At 70.9% G+C, this 20,765-nt stretch carries 23 protein-coding genes and 1 tRNA gene; 14 read left to right on the top strand and 10 right to left on the bottom strand.

What is annotated here, in order from left to right:
• The 7 genes from ET989_RS01125 to ET989_RS01095 all read right to left on the bottom strand — a co-directional run bounded on the left by ET989_RS01125 (position 1) and on the right by ET989_RS01095 (position 8,922).
• The gene (locus tag ET989_RS01125) at positions 1-1,062 is read right to left on the bottom strand and encodes a PDDEXK family nuclease (protein ID WP_131166715.1); all 1,062 of its coding nucleotides are present in this window, start codon (positions 1,060-1,062) and stop codon (positions 1-3) included.
• A gap of 3 nt (positions 1,063-1,065) precedes the next feature.
• On the bottom strand, positions 1,066-2,211 hold the full coding sequence (locus ET989_RS01120; protein WP_241656174.1) for a restriction endonuclease subunit S: 1,146 nt from the start codon (positions 2,209-2,211) through the stop codon (positions 1,066-1,068).
• Positions 2,212-2,216: 5 nt separating this feature from the next.
• Positions 2,217-3,689: a class I SAM-dependent DNA methyltransferase gene (locus ET989_RS01115; RefSeq protein ID WP_131166713.1), complete on the bottom strand. Its 1,473-nt coding sequence runs from the start codon at positions 3,687-3,689 to the stop codon at positions 2,217-2,219.
• Between the two features lie 96 nt (positions 3,690-3,785).
• A complete protein-coding gene (locus ET989_RS01110) occupies positions 3,786-5,216 on the bottom strand; it encodes a hypothetical protein (protein ID WP_131166712.1) in 1,431 nt (476 codons plus the stop codon).
• Between the two features lie 220 nt (positions 5,217-5,436).
• A tRNA-Pro gene (locus tag ET989_RS01105) sits at positions 5,437-5,513 on the bottom strand.
• Positions 5,514-5,560: 47 nt separating this feature from the next.
• Positions 5,561-6,436 carry a metallophosphoesterase gene (locus tag ET989_RS01100; protein ID WP_131166917.1) on the bottom strand — a complete coding sequence of 292 codons (876 nt, stop codon included), beginning with the start codon at positions 6,434-6,436 and terminating at the stop codon, positions 5,561-5,563.
• A gap of 23 nt (positions 6,437-6,459) precedes the next feature.
• A complete protein-coding gene (locus ET989_RS01095) occupies positions 6,460-8,922 on the bottom strand; it encodes a transglycosylase domain-containing protein (RefSeq protein WP_131166711.1) in 2,463 nt (820 codons plus the stop codon).
• A gap of 174 nt (positions 8,923-9,096) precedes the next feature.
• On the opposite strand from ET989_RS01095, the gene ET989_RS01090 reads away from it, so the two are divergent.
• From ET989_RS01090 to ET989_RS01065, 6 genes are read left to right on the top strand one after another with little or no spacing between them, the layout of a single operon-like run.
• Positions 9,097-9,369: a WhiB family transcriptional regulator gene (locus ET989_RS01090; RefSeq protein ID WP_131166710.1), complete on the top strand. Its 273-nt coding sequence runs from the start codon at positions 9,097-9,099 to the stop codon at positions 9,367-9,369.
• Between the two features lie 31 nt (positions 9,370-9,400).
• Positions 9,401-9,565 (top strand): Sp36 family protein, encoded by a 165-nt coding sequence (locus ET989_RS01085; RefSeq protein WP_131166709.1) that lies wholly within the window; start codon positions 9,401-9,403, stop codon positions 9,563-9,565.
• Positions 9,562-10,023 carry a RidA family protein gene (locus tag ET989_RS01080; RefSeq protein ID WP_131166708.1) on the top strand — a complete coding sequence of 154 codons (462 nt, stop codon included), beginning with the start codon at positions 9,562-9,564 and terminating at the stop codon, positions 10,021-10,023. Before ET989_RS01085 ends, ET989_RS01080 begins: the two co-directional genes overlap by 4 nt.
• 4 nt (positions 10,024-10,027) lie before the next feature.
• Positions 10,028-10,699 (top strand): endonuclease III, encoded by a 672-nt coding sequence (gene nth / locus ET989_RS01075; RefSeq protein ID WP_131166707.1) that lies wholly within the window; start codon positions 10,028-10,030, stop codon positions 10,697-10,699.
• Positions 10,696-11,310, top strand: coding sequence for a TlpA family protein disulfide reductase (locus tag ET989_RS01070; protein ID WP_165489966.1), 615 nt, complete (start codon positions 10,696-10,698; stop codon positions 11,308-11,310). The genes nth and ET989_RS01070 overlap by 4 nt, the downstream gene beginning before the upstream one ends.
• Positions 11,307-11,978, top strand: a complete 672-nt coding sequence (locus ET989_RS01065; RefSeq protein ID WP_131166705.1) for an NUDIX hydrolase — start codon at positions 11,307-11,309, stop codon at positions 11,976-11,978. Before ET989_RS01070 ends, ET989_RS01065 begins: the two co-directional genes overlap by 4 nt.
• Here ET989_RS01065 and ET989_RS01060 read toward each other — a convergent pair.
• Complete coding sequence (locus tag ET989_RS01060) at positions 11,975-12,862, bottom strand: carbon-nitrogen hydrolase family protein (RefSeq protein WP_131166704.1); 888 nt, start codon at positions 12,860-12,862, stop codon at positions 11,975-11,977. The two genes, ET989_RS01065 and ET989_RS01060, sit on opposite strands and share 4 nt — an antisense overlap.
• A 77-nt stretch (positions 12,863-12,939) precedes the next feature.
• On the opposite strand from ET989_RS01060, the gene ET989_RS01055 reads away from it, so the two are divergent.
• Positions 12,940-14,628: a glycoside hydrolase family 13 protein gene (locus ET989_RS01055; protein WP_131166703.1), complete on the top strand. Its 1,689-nt coding sequence runs from the start codon at positions 12,940-12,942 to the stop codon at positions 14,626-14,628.
• Here ET989_RS01055 and ET989_RS01050 read toward each other — a convergent pair.
• Positions 14,618-15,097 carry a phage holin family protein gene (locus ET989_RS01050; protein WP_131166702.1) on the bottom strand — a complete coding sequence of 160 codons (480 nt, stop codon included), beginning with the start codon at positions 15,095-15,097 and terminating at the stop codon, positions 14,618-14,620. The genes ET989_RS01055 and ET989_RS01050 overlap by 11 nt on opposite strands.
• Positions 15,098-15,149: 52 nt before the next feature.
• Positions 15,150-15,920, bottom strand: coding sequence for a class I SAM-dependent methyltransferase (locus tag ET989_RS01045; RefSeq protein ID WP_131166701.1), 771 nt, complete (start codon positions 15,918-15,920; stop codon positions 15,150-15,152).
• A 132-nt stretch (positions 15,921-16,052) separates the two neighbouring features.
• Here ET989_RS01045 and ssd point away from each other — a divergent pair, with 132 nt between their 5' ends.
• From ssd to ET989_RS01010, 7 genes are all read left to right on the top strand, one after another.
• Positions 16,053-17,090, top strand: a complete 1,038-nt coding sequence (gene ssd / locus ET989_RS01040) for a septum site-determining protein Ssd (protein WP_131166700.1) — start codon at positions 16,053-16,055, stop codon at positions 17,088-17,090.
• Positions 17,080-18,216, top strand: coding sequence for a TadA family conjugal transfer-associated ATPase (locus ET989_RS01035; RefSeq protein WP_131166699.1), 1,137 nt, complete (start codon positions 17,080-17,082; stop codon positions 18,214-18,216). The genes ssd and ET989_RS01035 overlap by 11 nt, the downstream gene beginning before the upstream one ends.
• Positions 18,204-19,019 carry a type II secretion system F family protein gene (locus ET989_RS15740; protein ID WP_131166698.1) on the top strand — a complete coding sequence of 272 codons (816 nt, stop codon included), beginning with the start codon at positions 18,204-18,206 and terminating at the stop codon, positions 19,017-19,019. Before ET989_RS01035 ends, ET989_RS15740 begins: the two co-directional genes overlap by 13 nt.
• Positions 19,016-19,645 (top strand): type II secretion system F family protein, encoded by a 630-nt coding sequence (locus ET989_RS01025; RefSeq protein WP_131166697.1) that lies wholly within the window; start codon positions 19,016-19,018, stop codon positions 19,643-19,645. Before ET989_RS15740 ends, ET989_RS01025 begins: the two co-directional genes overlap by 4 nt.
• A 145-nt stretch (positions 19,646-19,790) precedes the next feature.
• The gene (locus ET989_RS01020) at positions 19,791-20,024 is read left to right on the top strand and encodes a DUF4244 domain-containing protein (RefSeq protein WP_131166696.1); all 234 of its coding nucleotides are present in this window, start codon (positions 19,791-19,793) and stop codon (positions 20,022-20,024) included.
• Between the two features lie 71 nt (positions 20,025-20,095).
• Positions 20,096-20,401, top strand: coding sequence for a TadE family type IV pilus minor pilin (locus tag ET989_RS01015; protein ID WP_131166695.1), 306 nt, complete (start codon positions 20,096-20,098; stop codon positions 20,399-20,401).
• Complete coding sequence (locus ET989_RS01010; protein ID WP_131166694.1) at positions 20,398-20,763, top strand: Rv3654c family TadE-like protein; 366 nt, start codon at positions 20,398-20,400, stop codon at positions 20,761-20,763. Before ET989_RS01015 ends, ET989_RS01010 begins: the two co-directional genes overlap by 4 nt.
• The last annotated feature ends 2 nt before the right edge of the window (positions 20,764-20,765 follow it).

Here is a 20,765-nt window from a genome sequence, read left to right as displayed (position 1 = left end):
TCACTCGTTGCTCACGCCGAAGAGATCCTCGAGCAGGCTCAGCGTGAACTCCTGGCGAAGCTTGCAGGCACTGTGCTGACTGGCGAACATGCCCTTCTGCCAGAACGCTTGACTCTCCGGACCAGACCTCGCCCATGCCACTGGCACGACCCATTCGGCCTCGTCGTCGCCGTCTCCACGATGCTGGTAGTTGCCGCTGAGTCTCTGCTCCGTCAGCCGACACCAGCTTCCGTCGACCAGCACCTTGGCTTCGTCGAAGCGGGACGCCGGCGCGAGCGTTGTCCCGACCGCCACGTAGCCACTGCCCGGGACGTTGACCCAGACCCGGGAGCCCTCGGGTAGGGAGCGGATGGTCTGGGAGTAGAACTTGCCGCCGCCGGCGGAGACGAAGTTGAACTGCCGGGCGTCCTCCCACGGTCGGCCGCCACCGAAGGAGACGTACCAGTCGCGGCCGTTCCAGGTCGCGCGCTTGCCCGGCTTGCCGCCACCAGACGGTTCCTCCTCGTCAGCGGCCAGCCACGATCGGGCCAGGTACCGGCGGCCCTCGTCCTCGAGATAGGAGAAGAACACCGCGTTGACTGGCACGCCGAACGTGCGAAGGTAGTTGACGATGCGCTCCGCACTTGCGTCGAGCTCGGCGGCGACGAGTGTCAGGTGGAGGTCGTGGTTCAGCTCATCGGGGGGCGCGCCGCCGAAGACGTCCTCGAAGGCGGCCTCGAACGGCTGGGAGAGGTGGCGGTTGGCGATGTCGATGACGTCCTCGCGGGACAGGGTCGACACCCACGAGCCGTAGTCGAGAACCTGGGCCACGACTTCGCGCGGAGTCTTGTCGCGCTTGAGTTCCAGCAGGTGCAGGCTGCCCTCGGCGTCAATAGCGAGCAGGTCGAGCCGTGGCCCGAATGGAGTGGTCACCTCGCTGCCGATCACCAGCAACCGTTCGCCCAAGAGTGACGGGTCACGCTTCAGGAACTCGTGGAGATCCTTCTCCGCCGGCAACGCTGAGGCAGTCAGTGCCCGCGGCTCATCACCGTCGATGCGCCACATTCTCATCTCGACCGGCATGTATCACAGCCTCCCATCGAATGCGCGGGCCTGCAGGGATGCGAAGAGTTCGTCTTCGGCGGCCAGTGTTGCGATAGCGGACGTGCGAGCGGCGGCAACTTGACGGGCGCGCTCCGCGAACTCTCGCTGGCGGTCGATGGGTGGCTGGGGGACGGGCATCGCCTTGATGATCCCCATGTTGAGACCAGCCATGATTGAGCCCTTGGTCTGTCTCCGGAGGTGCTCGCGCGCCTCGGTGTGCCAGAGGAAGGCTGCGCGAAGAAACGCCGGATCAAGGCGCGCGCCATCAACGCTGACCGCGCAGATGTGCTTGGTGTTGATGGCGGTAGGAATGCCATCCGGCACGACCACGCAACGGCCGGTTGTGCCCATGATGCTGATCAGGACGTCGCCAGAACGAACCGTATAGCGCTTCAACTGCTCGTACTTCGCGGTTGTGATGTAGCGTCGTTCGGCCCAGCGGAACTCGTTGCCGACGACGTTGTCGAGACCGAGAACGGCGATACCCTCATCGACGAACTCGCCGTGCAGTAGTTGGCTCCCGAATGGCCCGGTTCGAATCTGGGTGGCGACGTCCTCCACTGTTGCCGCGGACGGCTCGTTGCTGAACATGTCGTGGAAGATCGCCTGGGTGAGGGCGTCGAGGTGAGCGAGGACTTGGCGGCGCTTGGCGTGCAGCGCGTCGGCGTGGTCGAGGATCGCGGCAATGCGGCGCTGTTCGGGGAGGGGTGGGAGGGGCATCGGCCATGCCTTGAGGTCTGCTTGGCTGATGTTCATCTGCGTCCCGCCTCGGCCGCGCGACTGCAGGTTTCGGCGCTCGGCGAGCAGATACTGAAAGAGGAACCGACGATCGACGAGCTTCTCATTGGGTCTGGCGAACGCGATTGCCTGAGACGTCGCCATATCGGTGGCCGCAATACCGAGCTTGCCAATCGATCCGTACATCGCGACGAAGATTGTTCCCGGAGGTACAACCTTGGCGGAACTGTTCGCGAGCCCGGCCGCTGTAAGCGACTCCTTCGCGCTCGTGACAACTCCGTCATTCAGGTCCGTGATGGATAGCCAAGGCATGCCTTGGCCGAAATACGAAGGGACTCCGCGCGCCGGCGTCCCACCGCTACCCCACTCCGCGACGTCTCCGAGGGTCACCGTCCTCACGACAGCATCGCCTTCAACTCCTCCAGACCTTGGGCGATCTCGTCCTCCAGCTTCTCGATATCGGCGATGATCTCCAGCGGCGCCCGGTGCTCGACCTCGTCGTGGACGACCTCCTTGTAGCGGTTCAGTGAGAGGTCGTAGCCCTGGGCGACGATGTCGGCCTTGGGCACCAGGAAGGACTGGTCGTTGCGGGCTCGGTCGGTCTCGCCCACGAGGTCTTGCCAGCGGGCGAGGACGTCGGGCAGGTCGTCAGCCTCGATCGGGTTGCGTTTGTCGTCGAGGGAGAAGCCGTCGGCCCGGACGTCGTAGAACCAGACCTGGTCGGTGCCTCCGGAGTCGGTCCGGGTGAAGAACAGGATCGCGGTCGACACCCCGGCGTAGGGCCGGAAGACCCCTGACGGCAGCTTTACCACCGCGTCCAGCTTCTGATCCTCGACTAGGGTGCGGCGCAGGTCCTTGTGGGCCTTGGACGAGCCGAACAGCACCCCATCGGGGACGATCACCGCAGCTCGTCCGCCGGGCTTGAGCAGTTTCAAGAACAGGGCGACGAACAGCAGTTCGGTCTTCTTGGTCTTGACCACGCGTTGCAGGTCTTTGGCAGTGGACTCGAAGTCGAGCGAGCCGGCGAAGGGCGGGTTGGCCAGGATCAGGGTGTAGCGGGCGGCGTCGGCGCTGGCGCCCTCCGAGAGCGAGTCGCGGTAGCGGATGTCAGGGGACTCGACGCCGTGCAGCAGCATGTTCATGCTGCCGATCCGCAACATGGTGCCGTCGAAGTCGAAGCCGTGGAACATCGAGCGGTGAAAGTGGCTGCGCTGTTTGGCGTCCAGCAGGGCATCGGCGTGGGTAGCACGGACGTACTCACTGGCGGCGACCAAGAAGCCAGCGGTACCACAGGCCGGGTCGCAGATCTCGTCGCCGGGCTGGGGTGCGGTCATGTCCACCATCAGCTTGATGATGTGCCGCGGGGTGCGGAACTGGCCGTTCACCCCGGCCGAGGCGATCTTGCTCAGCAGGTACTCGTACAGATCGCCGTTGGTATCGCGGTCGGCCATAGGGATGCCGTCGAGCATGTCGACGACCTTGCTCAGCAGAGCGGGGGTGGGGATGGTGAACCGGGCGTCTCGCATGTGCTCGGAGTAGGTGGAACCGTCCCCGCCGAGCTGGGTCCCCAGCCCTTTCAGGTAGTCGAACACCGGGCCGGCGACGGTTGTGTACATCACCTCCGGCGCCGTGTTCTTGAACCGGCTCCAGCGCAGCGGTTCTTGGCCGGGCAGGAACATCGGGTTCTCGATCACTCCGGGGCCGGCGACACGAGCCTTGCTCTCCGCCAGGGTCTGCAGGTCGTCCAGGCGACGCAGGAACAGCAGGTAGGTGATCTGCTCGATCACCTCCAGCGGATTGCTGATGCCGCCCGACCAGAACGCGTTCCAGACGCCGTCGATCCTGCTCTTCAACTCCCCGGTGATCACAGCGCTAACCATAGTGACGACCGCGGAAGGTGCGTTCGGCAACGGCGCATGGCCGGCGGGTGTACTCGCCCTTCACACGAACCAGCCAAAGATCCGCTAACGACCTTGAGTCAGTACTCGCTCGACTACCGACACCGGACAATTGAGCAGCTCGAGGGCATGTGCTCGCACCATGAGCTCGAGGATCTTCACGACCTCGGACAACTCGAAGACGTCGTAACCCCGGTTGCCGTGAGCAAGGTCGTTGCGGATGATCCGTAGCGCGTCCGGAGCGTTCTTCGCCTCACCGGTGGGCGCCTTCGCGGACGTGATCAGGCTGGTCGCGTCCAGTCGAGACAGCACGTCATCCGGCAGCCGCTTCGCCAGCCAGCTGATAGCCGACTCCAATCCGGCCGGTGGACGCTTGCCCAGGTTCTTCTGGAGAAAGGTGAGCTGCTTGTCGTTCAGCGAGCCCGACGCTGCCTTGACCACTGCATCACGGTCTTCCGCGTGCTTCTTGAGCCGCTTCGCGAAGGACGCCTTTGTCTCAAATCCATAAGTCCCTTCGATAGCCTGAAGCAGCAGCAGAAAGCGCGACCGTGGGTGCTGGTCGGTGGCGTGCAGCATCGCCCCGTAGGTCTCTAGCAGGGGGTGATGTACGCTCGCCATCTTCTGCCAGGTGCGGGTCATCTCCAGCAGCGACACCGCGTCTGGCTTGAGACGTAGCGGTGATCTGACCTTCCGTACCTCCTCGAGGCTGGATTCGTAGGGTTCCTGAGTGATGGCCGAACCAAAGAGTTGGCCGTGCACGTCGCCGCCCGTCGACGAGAGGTACAGCGCGGCGTAGGTGAGCTCCTCGGCCCGACCCGTGGCGATGGAGACGACACGGCGGATCGGGCTGATCCAGTCGTCGAGCAGCTCGCGCAGCGGGACGGCTGTCGCCAGTTCGCCCCGCAGCACCGGGCTGAAGCCCATACGGAAGGCGTACGGGTCGAAGGAGCGAAACGTGCCGTTGTACGACAGCGTGAGTTTCGCGGTCTCGTCCTCCCACGTCTGTGCATGGTCGGACCCGATCTCCGCCGACCATGTGCCACTCATGCCTTGCTTCGGGAAACTGGTGGACTTGATCAACTCAACGCCTGAGACGGAGTCCAGGCCGCCGACCTGGATCTCGAACGTCTTGAAGCGATCAGCGCCGTCGCCGGTGACCGAAGCCAGGGTGATGACCGCTGCCTCGGCGTAGATGCTGGCCTGGCTAGAGACCCAGTAGTTGACCTGGGCGTTAAGCAGCAGGACGTTTGCCCCGTTGGCCATGTCGCCGGTGAGCTTAGGCACGGACAATCTCTGCGGAAACTCGGTGACCCCTGGCTCTGGGTGCTCCAGCAGCGTGTCGAGGTCGCCGTGCGCGATGCCCTTTGGCGGCTTGCCTGCCTCTACCGTCAACGCTCCATGCGCGGCCAGAGTCTCGTCGCCACCGACCGACGGCAGCTGCCAAGTGACGAGATACTCGTCCGGGGCGAACCTCAGCTTGAGGGCAGTCTTGACCATGGTTCAAGTCTCCGCCTGCAGCATCGCTTCCTACGGGTTGTCGCCCGCGTGGCGAACATCCGACGTGACCATTTCTCGGGTAGTCCGGGAACCCTGCGACGGCGTGACAGAGTGCGCAGAAGCCGGCACGAGTTTACGGTGCTTAGGATGCGGTTAGGACGCACGACATTAGAAACCGCTCTGGCCGGGGATATAATCCCTAGCCAGAGCGGGTTTCTGCTGGTCGGGGTGACAGGATTTGAACCTGCGACCTCATCGTCCCGAACGATGCGCGCTACCAAGCTGCGCCACACCCCGATTGGCCTGTGAGCCGAGGTAGAGCATAACCCACTCCGGCGTGTAGTTCACATCGGCGGTCGCTCGGTGAGCGTGAGCAGGGTCACCTCGGGCGGGCACGCGAACCGGTACGGGGCGAACGGGGACATGCCGACGCCCGCCGACACGTGCACCTGGGCGGTGCGGCCCCCGGCGGTGTGCTCGAACAGGCCCTTGGCCTTCTCCGGCGGCAGGTCGCAGTTGGTCACCAGCGCTCCGCGCCCGGGGATCGCCACCTGGCCGCCGTGCGTGTGCCCGGCGAGGATCAGCGGGACGCCGTCGGCGGTCATGCCGTCGAGCACCCGGGTGTAAGGGGCGTGCGTCACGCCGATCTCGAGCACGTCGTCGGACGCCGGCCCGGCGACCGCCGCGTAGTCGTCGCGGTGGTGGTGGGCGTCCCCGGTGCCGCGGAAGCGGACCGGCCGGCCACCGATCTCCAGCTCGGCCCGGCGCTCCTCCAGGTACGTCCAGCCCAGGCCCTCCAGCGCCGCGCGCAGGTCGTCGGTGGGCAGCGGGACGGCCTCCTCGCCCGTGCCGCCGGTGGTCGACCGGAACAGGTATCGGAACGGCAGTCGGAACGTCGGGGTCTCGAAGTCGTTGGAGCCGAACACGAACACGCCCGGCACCTCCGCCAGGCGGCCGAGCGAGTCGACCAGCGGGGCGATCGCCCCGGCAGAGGAGATGTGGTCACCGGTGCTGACCACCAGGTCGGGCTCCAAGCCGGCCAGCCCGAGCAGGAAGTCCCGCTTGCGGTCCTGGCGGGGCAGCAGGTGGATGTCGGAGATGTGCAGCACCTTCACCGGCGCGGCACCCGGCGGCAGGACCGCCGCCGAGAAGCGGCGCACCTGGTAGGCGGTCCGCTCGATGCCGATCCCGTAGGCGACGCAGGCCACGCCGACGCCCATGACGCCGGCGGCCAGGCGCCCGATCAAGGCTTGCCCCTGCCCGGCTGGCCGGGGGCGGGCTCGGACGACGGCTCCACCGGCGGTGCCTGGGCCGGGGGAGCGGAGGTGGGCGGCGCCGAACTCGGCTTGGGCTCCGGCTTCGGCTCGGGCTTGGGGGCCGGGCCGCTGGAGACCAGCAGGCGGATCGTGCTGAACCGCTCGGCGCGCCCGCTCGGACGGATGCCGAGGAACGTGCCCGCGGGGCGGGCGTTCTCGACGCGCGTGATCGCGGTGCCGAAGCCGGCCTGCTGCAGCGTCTGGCGGCACTCGTTGAGACCCTTTCCAGAGCAGCTCGGCACGTCGACGATCGGCTGCTCGACCTTGGTGGGCTTCACGAAGTCGAGGCGCTCCATGCCCTCCAGCGCGGCGCTCATCGCGGGGTACCAGATGCCCCGGCCTGCCTCCCGGCCGGAGCTGCCGCGCAGGCGGTACTTGCCGTCGCGGATGGGCAGGTTCTGCAGGCGCAGGCTTTCATACTTCATGCCCTTGAACCGCTCATGGTCACGATCCACACCGATCATGGCCGCCCCCGCCAGGTTGGGCGTGTAGCCGACCAGCCAGATCGCCTTGGTGTCGCTACCGTCGGTGCCGGTCTTGCCGGCCAGGTTGTACCCGCTGATGCGCGAGGTGGACGCGGTGCCGCCGTTGAACGGGCCGCGCATGACGTCGTTGACCCGGTCGGCGACCTCCTGCGGGATCACCTGCTGGCAGTTGGCGGGGGGGACCTCGAAGGACTTGCCCGCCTTGTTGACGACGCTCTTGAGCAGGATCGGGTCGCAGCGCATGCCGCGCGCGGCCAGCGTGGCGTAGGCGTTGGCCAGGGAGATGGGTGAGGACTCGGCGGTGCCCAGCGTGAACGCCGGCGTGGACGCCGCCTGCTCGAGCGTCTTGCCCTGCAGCTTCAGGCCGAGGGTCTCGGCCATCTGGACGGCCTCGCAGACGCCGACATCCTGCAGGAGGGCGACGAAGAAGTTGTTCACCGAGCTCTTCGTGCCCGAGTACATGTCGAACTCCCCGCCGCTGCCGGCGTTGTTCACGACCCACTGCTTCTTGCCTGCCTGGAGTCCGAGCTGCTGGAAGGGGCCGTCACAGTTGCGGAACGTCTCGCCGTACCAGTTCTTGGTCTTGGGAGCGTCGTAGGTGCGGTCGGTCGGGAAGCCCTTGGCGATGGCCGCGGCGAGCGTGAAGACCTTGTAGGTGGAGCCGCCGAAGAAGCCGTTGGTGCCGCCGATGGACTTCTCCATCGCGTAGTTCAGGTACGTCTCGCCCGGGTTGTTGCCGATGTTGGGGCGGCTCTGGGCCATGCCCTTGATGAGGCCGGTGCCCGGCTCGATCATCACCATCAGGCCGACGACGGGGTCGGTCGGGTAGACGTAGTCGGAGACGGCCTTCTGGGCGGCGCGCTGGGTACGCGGGTCGATCTCGGTCTGGATGGTCAGGCCGCCGCGGTACACGGCCTTGCGGCGCGACTCGACGTCGGGGCCGAGGCTCGGCATCGTCAGCAGGATGCTCTCCACCACGCTGCACAGGTTCTGGAACTCCGAGGAGACGCAGCCGTGGGGGGTGTCGGTGACCAGCGACCGGTCGAAGCCGATGGCCTTGGCCTCGGCGACCTGCGCCTTGGTGACGGGTTCCATGAAGTGCCAGACGTCGGGCGTCCCCGCCTGGCTCAGCATCACGTCGAGCACGTTGTTGCGGCGCTCGAGGGCGATCTTCTCGTAGCGGATCGGGTCGGTGGTGGCCGGGTTGCGGACCAGGCCGGCGAGCATCGCGGCCTGGGGGAGGGTGAGCTCCTTGGCCGAGACGTTGAAGTAGCGCTTGGCGGCCGCCTCGACGCCGTAGGCGCCGGCCCCGTAGTAGGAGAGGTTGAGGTAGCGCTCAAGGATCTCGTCCTTGCTGAGGCGCTCCTCCAGCGCGATCGCGTAGCGCAGCTCCAGCAGCTTGCGGGAGAAGTTGCGGTCGTAGGCCGCGGCGAGGGCGTCCTTGTCGTTGTCGTTGACGGCCTTGTCGATCAGAGCGAGCTTCACGTACTGCTGGGTCAGGGTCGAGCCGCCCTGGGTGTTGCCGCTCGAGGTGCGCACCAGCGCGCGCAGCGTGCCGCGGAAGTCGAGGGCCCCGTGGGCGTAGAACCGCTGGTCCTCCACCGCGAGCTGGGCCTGCTTCATCGCCGGCGAGATCTCCGAGAGCGGCACGTAGGCGCGGTTCTCGTCGAAGAAGTTGGTCAGGACGGTACCGTCCGCCATGAGCACCGTGGAGCCCTCGGCGGGCGGGGGCGTCTCGATGTCCTTGGGGATCGCCTGGAGGGCGACGGCGCTCACTTTCGCGAGTTCGGCGCCGATCCCGGCGGTGGGCACGGCAAGGCCAGCCACGAGGACGCCCCCGAGCACGCTCACGAGGACGAACATCAAGGCCGAGTACAACTTGCGACCCACGGTTGGTGCACGCATGGAGACAGGGTACGTGATGGCCCTGTGGAAGCCTGCGCGGCTCCGGCGGGAAAGGCGCGACCACGACGCCTGCAATCGACGGCAACGCCATTGTGAAAGTTGCAAAGGCTGTTTAGCATGAGGCTACGCCGGTGGGCCCCGAACCCCGGCCGCCGACGCAGGAAAGGTTGGGCGATGACGCTCATCGAAGTTGACGATTGGACACTCCAGGCCAAGTGTCGAGGCATGCAGGACAAGCTTTTCCCCGAGGGTGCCGACCAGAAGCGGGCCCGCGCCGTCTGCATGGGCTGCGCCGTTCGCTCCCAGTGCCTCGCCGAGGCCCTCGACAACCGCATCGAGTGGGGCGTGTGGGGCGGCATGACCGAGCGGGAACGCCGCCAGCTCCTCCGCCAGCGCACCGACATCAACTCGTGGCAGTCCGTCCTGTGCGGCAGGAACGGCACGTAGCCACCACGGCATCCTCGACTAGGCTGCGCCCATGACCAAGTGGGAGTACGCCACCGCACCCGTCCTGGTGCACGCGACCAAGCAGATCCTCGACAACTGGGGCGCCGACGGCTGGGAGCTCGTCTCCATCGTGCCCGGCCCCAACCCGCAGAACGTGGTGGCGTACTTCAAGCGCCCCCTGCCGGAGAATTCGTGACGACCCCCTCGCAGCGCCTGGCCGATCTCGGCCTCGAGCTCCCGCCCGTCGCGGCCCCCGTGGCCGCCTACGTGCCGGCCACCCGGGCCGGCGGGCTCGTCCTCACATCGGGCCAGCTGCCCTCGGTCGCGGGCTCACTGGTGTGCACCGGCAAGGTGGGCGCCGACGTCACCCCCGAGCAGGCGACGGACGCCGCCCGCACGGCCGCGCTCAACGCGCTGGCGGCCGCGGCGTCCCAGACCGGCGGGCTGGACGGCATCGCCCGCATCGTCAAGGCGACCGTCTTCGTCGCCTCCACGCCCGACTTCACCGGCCAGCCGCAGGTCGCCAACGGCGCCTCGCAGCTGTTCGTGGAGGTCTTCGGCGAGGCGGGCCAACACGCCCGCAGCGCCGTGGGTGTCCCCGTCCTGCCGCTGGACGCCCCGGTCGAGGTCGAGCTGACGGTCGAACCCGCCTGAGGCCATGGAGCAGCCCCAGGCGATCGACGCCGCCCTCGCCGACCTCTACCCCGAGGCGCGGTGCGAGCTGGACTTCACCACGCCGCTGGAGCTGCTCGTCGCGACGGTGCTGTCGGCCCAGTCGACAGACCGGCGCGTGAACGCGGTCACGCCCACCCTCTTCGCGCGGTACCCGGACGCCGCCGCCTACGCTGCCGCAGACCCCGCCGAGATGGAGGAACTCATCCGGCCCACGGGCTTCTTCCGCGCCAAGACCGGCCACCTGATCGGGCTGGGCGCGGCCTTGGTGGAGAACTACGGCGGCGAGGTGCCCGGCACGCTGTCCGAGCTGGTCACCCTGCCCGGCGTGGGCCGCAAGACCGCCAACGTCGTGCTCGGCAACGCCTTCGGCGTGCCGGGCATCACGCCCGACACCCACTTCATCAGGCTCTCGAACCGCTTCGGCTGGGTCTCCTCCAAGAACCCGGACGCCGTCGAGCGCGCCGTCGGGGACCTGTTCGACCCCGAAGACTGGGTCATGGTCTGCCACCGCGTCATCTGGCACGGGCGGCGGCGGTGCCACGCACGGCGTCCGGCCTGCGGGGCGTGCCCGCTGGAGGGGTTGTGCCCCAGCTACGGCGAGGGTCCGACCGACCCCGAGGTGGCCGCCGCGCTCGTGCGGGAGCCGCGGGCGTGAGGGGCGTCGGCAGCAGCGCGGGCGCGGCAGCGGCGTCTCTCGCCCTCCTCCTCGCGGGCTGCACCGCCGGCGCCCCGTCGAGTGAGCCCGCCCCCGACCGCCGGGTCGAGCCCGCGCTGGTCGCCCAGCGCGAGGCGGCCGGCATCCCCGACTGCCCCGAGACGCCGGCGTCCGCCACGGCCGTCGAAGGCGGCCTTCCCGACCTGCTGCTCGGCTGCCTCGGCTCGGGCCGCCAGGTCAACCTCGCGGCGCTGCGCGGCAAGCCGATGATCATCAACTTCTGGGCGCAGTGGTGCGCCCCCTGCCGCCTGGAGGCGCCGCACCTGAAGGAGTTCGCCGCGCGCGCCGGCGACGACGTGCTCGTCCTGGGCGTCGACTTCGCCGACCCCGACCCGGCGCTGGCGCTGGAGTTCGCGTCGGAGGCCGGCTGGACCTACCCGCACCTCACCGACCCGCTCAAGCAGACGGCCGGGCCGGTGCGCTTCCAGGGCATCCCCATCACGCTGTACGTGGACGCCGAGGGCGTGATCGCCTACCGCGCCATCGGCGGCATCGCCTCGACCGAGCAGATGGTCAAGGACGCCGACACGTTCCTCGGGGTGCGCCTGTGAACGCCGTCCCGCCCGTCCTGACCGCGCTCGCCGCGAAGCTCGCCGATCCTGGCGAGGGCGCCCGGGTGGTGCGGGGGCGTCCGGGACGCGGTGGGCGCAAGGCCGCCGTGCTGGTGCTGTTCTCGGGCCCGCCCGGCGCGGACGCCGACGACCTGGAGTTGGTGATCGTCGAGAAGTCCGCGCACCTGCGCAAGCACGCGGGCCAGTGCGCGTTCCCCGGCGGCGGGGTCGAGGAGACCGACGCCTCCAGCGAGGAGGCGGCCCTGCGCGAGGCGCGCGAGGAGGTCGGCATCGACGCCGCCACCGTCGACCTGCTGGGCGTCCTGCCCGCGGCCAGCGTCACCGCGACCGGCTACGACGTCACCCCGGTGGTCGCGTGGTGGCGCGAACCGCAGGACCTTGAGGTCGTCGACACGGTCGAGATCAGCGCCGTGCACACCCTGCGCGTGGGCGACCTGCTCGAGCCGGTGAACCGCGCCACGTGGCGCCTGCCGATGGGGCACCAAGGGCCGGCCTTCATCGTCGGCGAGCTGTTCATCTGGGGGCTGACCGGCTACCTGCTGGATGGGCTCTTTGACCTCGCGGGCTGGACCCGCCCATGGGACGAGCGCGACCTGCGGCTGGTGCCCGAACGTTTCCTGCACCGCGCCGGGCTGACGGCTCGCTAGTCGGTCGGGCGGGGCGGCGCGATGCGCCGGTAGGCGTCCGGTCGCCGGTGGCTGGCCCCCCACACCTCGCGCTCGCGCCAGTCGCGGATCACGTCGAGGTCGAACCGGAACGGCACGAGCTGCGGCCGGCCGTCGGCTCGGGCGATGAGCGGGTCCAGGGGGCGGCCGTCGGGGTCGAACACCACCGGCGTGTAGGCCGAGGACTGCCCCCAGCCGTCGCCGGGGTAGTTCACCGACGCGATCGCGATCATGTTCTCGAACGCCCGGGCCTCGAGCTGGTGGGCCCGTACGGGGTTCCAGGCGGTCGCGTTCGGCACGAGCACCAGCTCGGCGCCAGCGAGCATGAGCTCGCGGGCGCTCTCGGGGAACTCCCGGTCGAAGCACGTCATCACGCCGATCCTCACTCCGTCGAAGAGGCACGTCTCGAAGCCCGTGCCGGCGGTGAGGTGCTGCTCGGCGTCGTAGCGGAGCGTGTGCACCTTGTCATGGCGCAGCAGCACCTCGCCGAGGCGCCCGATGACGAGCGTGGTGTTCGTGGGGCCGCCCGGGTGCTCGGCCAACAGCGTGATCGCGACGCCCACGGCCATCTCGGCGGCGATCTCGCGGAAGCCCTCCACCCAATCGCCGTCGATGGGGGTCGCGTGGCGCAGGTCGATGGGCAGCGCGTAGCCGGTGGACCACATCTCAGGGAACAGCACGAGGTCGGCCCCCGCGCCAGCCGCCTCACGGACGATGCCGCGGCCCAGGGTGAGGGTGGCGTCGAGGTCGTTGAGCGGCGCGAAGTACTGCGCGCCGGTGACGCGCAGCGTCGAGCGGGGCTGGATCTGACGAGGACGGGGTCGAGCCGGCCTGGACGTGGCGGTACACCTCCTGCAGGGGGACATGTGCCCTCGCAGTCTCTCACGGAAACTCGCAAGGCTCTGGCGTAGTTATTTCCGTTGTGGAACGCAAGAATGGGCCCATGGCCCAGACACCGTGGTGGTCCCGTTCCGTCGTCTACCAGATCTACCCGCGGTCGTTCGCGGACACGGACGGGGACGGTTTCGGTGACCTGCGCGGCATCATCGACCACCTCGACCACGTCGCCGACCTCGGCGCGGACGTGCTGTGGCTCTCCCCGATCTACGTCTCGCCGCAGGACGACAACGGCTACGACATCGCCGACTACGAGGCCATCGACCCCATGTTCGGCACGATGGACGACTTCGACGAACTCGTCGCAGCCGTGCACTCCCGCGGCATGAAGCTCGTGATGGACCTCGTGGTCAACCACACCTCCGACGAGCACGCGTGGTTCACCGAGTCGCGCCAGCCGGGGTCGGACAAGCGCGACTGGTACGTGTGGCGTCCGGCCCGCGAGGGCCACGAGCCGGGCACGCCGGGGGCCGAGCCGACGAACTGGGGCTCCTTCTTCGGCGGGTCCGCGTGGGCGTACGACGAGGCGTCCGGGGAGTACTACCTGCACCTGTTCAGCCGCAAGCAGCCCGACCTGAACTGGGAGAACCCGGCGGTCCGCGAGGCCGTGTACGCGATGATGAACCGCTGGGTGGACCGGGGAGTCGACGGCTTCCGCATGGACGTCATCAACCTCATCAGCAAGACGTACCCGCTCGCCGACGGCGTCCTCACTCCCGGCGACCCCTACAGCTTCGAGATCGAGCGGGTGGCCAACGGCCCGCGCCTGATCGAGTTCCTCGAGGAGATGAACCGCGAGGTCGGCATCACCTCCAAGCAGCTGTTCACGGTCGGCGAGATGGTCGCCTGCGGCCTGGAGCACGCGCGTGAGTACACCTCCCGCCACCACGACCGTCTCGGCATGGTGTTCACCTTCGAGCACGTCTCGGTCGACCAGTCCGGCTCGAAGCTGTCGCCCAAGAAGCTGCACCTGCCCGACCTCAAGCAGAACCTCGCCCGCTGGCAGGAGGGACTGGCCGACGACGGCTGGAACTCGCTGTACTTCGAGAACCACGACCAGCCGCGCTCGGTGAGCCGGTGGGGCGATGACTCCCCGGAGCACCGGGTGGCCTCTGCCAAGGCGCTGGCCACCGTGCTGCACCTGCACCAGGGGACGCCGTACGTCTACCAGGGCCAGGAGATCGGCATGACGAACGCCGGCTTCACCCGCATCGAGCAGTACGCCGACGTCGAGGCCCGCGGCCAGTTCGCGCAGGCCACAGCGGCGGGGGTGCCCGAGGAGGCCGTGCTGGCCGGGCTGAGCGCCATGAGTCGCGACAACGCGCGGACGCCCATGCCGTGGACGCCCGAGGGCGGCTTCACGACCGGGACGCCGTGGCTGCCGCTGAACGCCAACACGGCGTCCATCAACGTGGCCGACGACGTGGCCGACCCGGACGGGGTGGCCGCCCACTACAAGGCGCTGATCGCGCTGCGACGCGAGGACGTCGTCGTCCGCGACGGTGCCTTCGAGCTGCTGCTGCCCGACGACGAGACGCTGTGGGCCTTCACCCGGACGCTCGGCGACCAGAGGCTGCTGGTGGTGGCGAACATGTCCTCACACCTGGCGGGCGTGCCGATCTCGGCGCTGCCGTCGCTGGAGGACGCTGAACTCGTCCTCTCCTCGGTCTACCCGGGGACGGACCTGCAGACCCTCGCGCCCTGGGAGGCGCGGGTCTACCGGATCAGGGCCTGACGGCGGGGTTCGCCTCGCCCGGCACCGGGCGGGGCGCACCCGCGACGATCGCCTTGACGTTGGCGTTGCCCTGGGCGACCGCGCCGGTGACGGCGGCGACGCTCCGGTTGGCCTCGTCGACGGTCTTCGGTGCGCCGGAGAAGGAGAACTTGCCCTTCCCGATGAGCACGAGGATGCCCGCCACGACGAGCAGCACCACGGCCAGGGTCAGGAAGCCGAGCACGAACGCCCAGATGAGGGGCACCACGCCCTGGTACAGGGCACTGAGGGCCAGGCCGCCGCAGATGAACAGCAGCGTCGCCGCCTGGACCGCGAGGTAGCCGGCGGCCCCGAACAGGCCCGCACCGATGCCCGCACTCTTCACCTGGGGGATGAGCTCGGCCTTGGCCAGCTCGACCTCGCCCCTGATGATGGTCTGGACGTCGGCGGTGATGTCCTTGAGGACCTCCCCGATCTCCGGCTCTGCCATGGCCACTTTCCCTTCGTCGGCTACGCGTCATGCTAGCGGGCCGGGGAAACCGTCACAGACGGATGCGCACGCCGTCCTCGGGCGGTTCGAGCTGCGAGGTGAACTCGGTGTGGTCGACGACGGCGCGCCAGCACACCACCCGGTACGGCAGCAGCAGCGGTTCGGGAACGCGGGCCGACGTCGCGTACAACTCGCCGACATCGCTCATCAGGCGGCTGAGGCGCTCCTGCTCCAGGTCGGGAAACCGCTTGGCCACCATCCCGAGCAGGTCGACCCGGCTGATCGGCACCCACAGCCGGTGGCTGCGTTCGGCCACCTCGGCGTAGTGGGGGGACGCCACGAGGCGCTCGACGCTCTCGGTGCCGTAGGCACCCTTCATGGCAGCAGGGTCGACGTCGCGCAGCAGGGCGGTGAGGCGGCGGACCCACGGCACGGAGTCGTCACGGACGGTGTAGCTGACCGCCAGGTGGCCGTCGGGGGCGAGCACGCGCGCGATTGAGGCCAGCGCGCCCTCGGACAGGGCGTGCAACGACTGGTGCACGTGGACGGCGTCGAACGACATCGGCGCGAACGGCAGGTGCTCGGGCCGGGCCACGGTGGGCAGCGCGCGGGGGGCGCGGTTGAGCAGGGCGCGTACGCCCGCTCGGCTTCCGTCGCACGCGACGAGGTTGGCCCCGCGGCGGTCGAGCGCGGTGGCCAGCGGGGCCACGGAACGGCCCAGCAGCAGGACGCGGGGCGTGGGCACGGGGCGGCCGTCGGCGGCGACGGGGGCCAGCCACTCGAGGGCGGCCTGCGGGAAGGCCGGCTGGCTGGTCGACGTCATGCGGCCGATGGTAGGCGAGCACGCCGAGCCGCGCGGGTCAAGGGGCCGGGCGCGTTGTGGATGGAGGTCCCTGCTTGTCCACAGGGACCGGATGGGTGACCGTGCGCCCCGGCCGCCGCCCACTGTCACGGCATGGACTCCGACGGGGATGTGGTGCTGGTGACCGCCGAGGCCCGGGTGCGCGACGCGGTGGAGTCGACCGCGGCCGCCCTGGGGCTGCCGGTGTCGACGATCGCGACGGCCGAGGGGGCCCTGCAGCGCTGGGCGTCCGCCCGGGTCGTGCTGGTGGGCGGCGACCTGGCGGCCGCGGTGGCGTCGTCGGGCCCGCCGGCGCGCCGGCACGTCCACCTGGTCGGGTTCGACGCGGCCGAACTGGGCACGTGGTCCATGCCGCTGGGTGCCGAGGTGATCCCGCTGCCGCAGGGGGTGGCGTGGCTGACTGGCGTGCTGGCGACCGACGAGCGCGACTCCCGTCGCGTGGCGGTGGTGGGCGGCTCGGGCGGGGTCGGGGCGTCCACGCTGGCGGCCGGCCTGGCGTTGGCAGCCGTCCGCCGCGGGCAGTCCTGCGCGCTGGTGGACCTCGACCCGCTCGGCGGCGGCATCGACTTGCTGCTGGGCGCCGAGCGGACGCCCGGGTGGCGCTGGCCGCGCCTGGTCGGGGCGCGAGGCGAGGTGGGGGACGTGCGCGGCGTGCTGCCGCGCGTGCACGGGGTGACGGTGGTGGCGATGGGCCGTGGCGCGGACGCCGTGGGGCCGACCGCCGAGGCCGTCCACGCGGTGATGGGGTCGCTGACCCGCCACCACGAGCTGGTGCTCGTCGACGGTGGCCGGACTCCGGCGGCCTCCGCCCGCCAGGCGCTGCGCGCCGTGGATGCCACCGTGGTGTTGAGCGGCGCTGGGGTGCGGGATGTGGCGGCGACCGCCCGGGTCGCGGATGGGCTGGGCCCCGCCGGCCTCGGGCTCGTGGTGCGCGGCACGCGCGGCGGGCCACCCGGCGGGGTGGTGGCGGACGCGTTGGGCCTGCCCCTGTGGGGCGAGGTGCCCGCCGACCGGCGCCTGGCCGCCGACGCCGAGGCCGGGGAGCCACCCGGGCGTCCGCGATCGGCGTGGGCCCGCGCGGTCGAGCGGGTGCTGACCCGCGTGGGGGCGGAGGCCGGCGATGTCGATTGACCTGGACGAGGTGCGGGCCCGGCTGAGCGCGCGAGGGCAGGCGGCGCGTCCCGCCGAGGTGGCGGACGCCCTCACCTGGCTCGGATACGTGGTGAGCGACGCGGCGGTGCTGGAGACCGTGGCGGCGCTGCGGCGCGAGTCGCAGGGCGCCGGGCCGCTGGACGACCTGCTACGCCTGCCCGGGGTGACCGACGTGCTGGTCAACGGCCCCGACGAGGTCTGGGTCGACCGCGGGGCGGGTCTGGAACGCTCCGGCGTGCGGTTCGAGTCGGAGGAGGCCGTGCGGCGGCTGGCGGTCCGGCTCGCCGCACTCGTGGGGCGCCGCCTGGACGACGGGGCGCCCTTCGTGGACGCGCGGCTGCCGGACGGCACCCGCGTTCACGCGGTGCTGGACTGCATCGCCGGCAGCACCTGCCTCTCGCTGCGCATCCCCGCGCGCGTGCGGTTCACGCTGGCCGAGTGGGTCGAGCGGGGCTCGCTCACGCCCGGTGGAGCGGACGTGCTGTCGGCCCTGGTGGCGGGGCGAGCGGCCCTGCTGGTCTCCGGCGGCACCGGGTCGGGCAAGACGACCCTGCTCGCCACGCTGCTGGCCGAGGTGGACGCCCGCGAGCGTCTGGTCATCGTCGAGGACTCGCGCGAACTGGATCCCGACCACCCCCACGTCGTGCACCTGGAAGGGCGCACGGCCAACGCCGAGCGGGTGGGCTCGGTCACGCTGACCGACCTCGTGCGCAACGCGCTCCGGATGCGGCCCGACCGGCTGGTCGTCGGTGAGGTGCGCGGGGCGGAGCTGGCCGACCTGCTCGCGGCCCTGAACACGGGCCACGAGGGCGGGTGCGGCACGGTGCACGCCAACAGTGCGGCGTCCGTGCCGGCCCGGCTGGAGGCGCTCGGTGCGCTTGGTGGCCTCTCCCGGCACGCCCTGCATGCGCAGGCGGCGGCAGGGCTGGACGCCGTCGTCCACGTGCGGCGGGAGCGGGACGGGGTGCGCTTCGTCGAGCAGGTGGCGGTGCTGGTCCCCCGCGCCGACGGCTTGGTCGAGTCCTTGCCCGCGGTGACCTGGTCGCCTTCGGGCGCCCACGAGCGCGGCCCCGGCTGGGCCGCCCTGGGGCGGTGGCTGAGGTGATGGCCTGGCTGGCCGCGCTCGCCGCCGCGGGTGCGGCGTGGTGGGCGCTGCCGGGCGTGGCCGAGGGGCTGGCCCGGCTGGACGCGGTTCCGGCCGAGCCGCGCGCGGCGTCCGCACGGCGGTGGTGGGCATGGGCCGCAGTCTGCGGTGCGGCGGGTCTGGTCGTGGTCACGCTCGCCGGGGGCCCGGGCGCGGCCGCCGTGGCGCTCGCGATCGGCCAGCTGGCAGGGTGCGGGGCCGCGCTCGGGGTGAGGAGGGCCCGGCGACGGGCCAGGGCCCGCGGCCGGACCGAGGTGGTGCGCGCCGGAGAGCTGGTGGCCGGCCTGCTCCGGGTCGGGCGGGTGCCCTCGGCCGCGCTGGTCGAGGCGGCGGCGGACGCCCCCGTGCTGCGCGAGGCGGCGGCGGAGCTGCGCGCCGGCGGGGAGGCTGCCGCCGCGCTGCGGCGGTCCGCCGCCGAGGAGGGGAGCGGGGGCCTGGCCGACCTGGCCGCAGCCTGGGACGTCGCTCTGCGCACCGGCGGCTCGCTCACCGGCGCCGTCGACGCGGCGGCCGCACGCCTGGCCGCCGACGATGACGTGGCCCGCGTGGTGGACGCCGAACTGGCGGCCGCGCGGTTGGGTGGCCGGGTGATGGCGCTGTTGCCCGCCGTGGGCGTCGCCCTGGGGTACGGCTTCGGGGGCGACCCCTTGGCGTTCCTGACGGCCTCGCCGCTGGGGTGGGCCTGCCTCGACGTGGGAGTGGCGCTCGCCTGCGCGGGCGTGTGGTGGATCGACGTGGTCGCCGAGCGGGCGGGCGGGCGATGATCCCGGGCTCGGGATGGGCGTGGCTCGCGGCGCTGGCGTCCGGCCTGACGGTGTGGTGGCTACTGCCGCCGCTCGGCCTGCCGCGGTTGCGGTCCGCCCCGGAACGCTCGGGGGCGGACGCCTTGCGCGCGGTCGCTCAGTGGGCGCGGGCTCTCTGGGACGGGCGGGCGGACGCCGTCCGCGACGACGCCCTGCGCGCCTCGGTCCCCGCCGTGTGCGACCTGATGTCCGTGTGCCTGGACGCGGGGCGTCCGCCGCGGACGGCGCTGCGCGTGGTGCTGGGCGTCGTCGACGGCCCCGCCGCCGAGGCGCTGGGCGCCGTGCAAGCCCGGATCGACCTGGGCGTGGACGAGGCCGAGGCGTGGGGCGGGCTGACTGCCGTGGCCGGCTACCGCGAGGTGGGCCGCGACCTGGCCCGCTCGGTGCGGTCGGGGCTGGGGTTGAGCGACCTGCTCCGGCAGCACGCGGCGGACGCCCGGGCGGACAGGGCGTCCCGCGCGCTCGTGCGGGCCCGCGCTGCGGGCGTCCGCAGCGTCGTGCCGCTCATGCTCTGCTTCCTGCCCGCGTTCATGCTGCTCGGCGTCGTGCCGCTCTTCGGGGCGCTCGTGGTGCAGTTGCTGCCGTGACCACCGCACAGGGTTCATCCACAGGCTCGGCCGGGCCCGGGTGGGTTGTCCACAGGGCCCGAAATCGGGTGACAGGGCCGCGGTGGTTCCGCCCATTGTCCGTGTGTGCCGCAGCTGGGCGGCAGCGAACCGGAAGGAAGAACCCATGTCCGACACCCTCATCACCCCCGTCGAGCGCCGCAGCCTGGCCGAGCGCGGCATGACCACCGTCGAGTACGCCCTGGGCGTCGTGGTCGTCATCGTCCTGATCGGCGTGATCGTGACCGCCATCCAGACCGGGACGTTCCGCGAGCTGATCGAGGCCCTCATCGGGGCGATCGCCAAGTGGATCACGGGGGCGTTCAACGTCCCCATCCCGAGCTTCTTCGGCAACCCGTGAGCCGATGCGGAGGGGGCCGTGGGGCGGGGCGTGGGGCGCCCCGCCCCACGGGCCTGCCCGGTCAACGGGGCATGGTCACCGTCGAGACGGCGTTCGCCACCCTCTTCCTGGCCGTCGTGCTGGGCGGCGTCCTGCTGGTCGGCGGCGCGGCCCTCGTGCAGGGCCAGTGCCAGGTGACGGCCAACGAGGTGGCCCGGCAGGCCGCCCGCGGAGACGCGGCGGCCGTGGCCCGGGCGTCCGCGGACGCCCCCGCCGGCGCCACCGTCACCACCCGTCGCACCGGCGGCGCCGTCGTCGTGGAGGTGAGGTGGGAGGCCCCGCTGGGCCCGGTCACGTGGCCCCTGTCGGCCAGCGCCCAGGTACTGGAGGAGGCATGAGGCGGGGGGAGCGGGGTTCGGCCCTGCCCCTGGCGGCCGCGCTCACTCTGGGGCTGGCCTGCCTCGCCGCGCTGCTCGTGCTCGCCGGGGCGCTGCGCGCCGAGGGGGAGCGGGTTCGGGGTGCGGCCGACCTGGCCGCGTTGGCCGGGGCACGGGCACAGGGCGATGGGGCGGACGCCTGCGCGGCCGTGGGGGAGTCCGCGGACCGCAACGAGGTCGAGGTCATCGGGTGCCGCGTCGCCGGCGACGAGGTTGAGTTCGTGGTCTCGGTGGAGGTGCGGGCCCCGTTCACGATGGGCCCTGCGACGGACTGGTTCGTCGCCCGCGCCCACGCGGGCATGGTGACGGGGGCGCCGGAGTGAGG

The sequence above is a fragment of the Propioniciclava sinopodophylli genome (genome assembly GCF_004324755.1).
Taxonomy (GTDB): domain Bacteria; phylum Actinomycetota; class Actinomycetes; order Propionibacteriales; family Propionibacteriaceae; genus Propioniciclava; species Propioniciclava sinopodophylli.
This window is presented reverse-complemented; position numbering and strand designations above follow the sequence as displayed.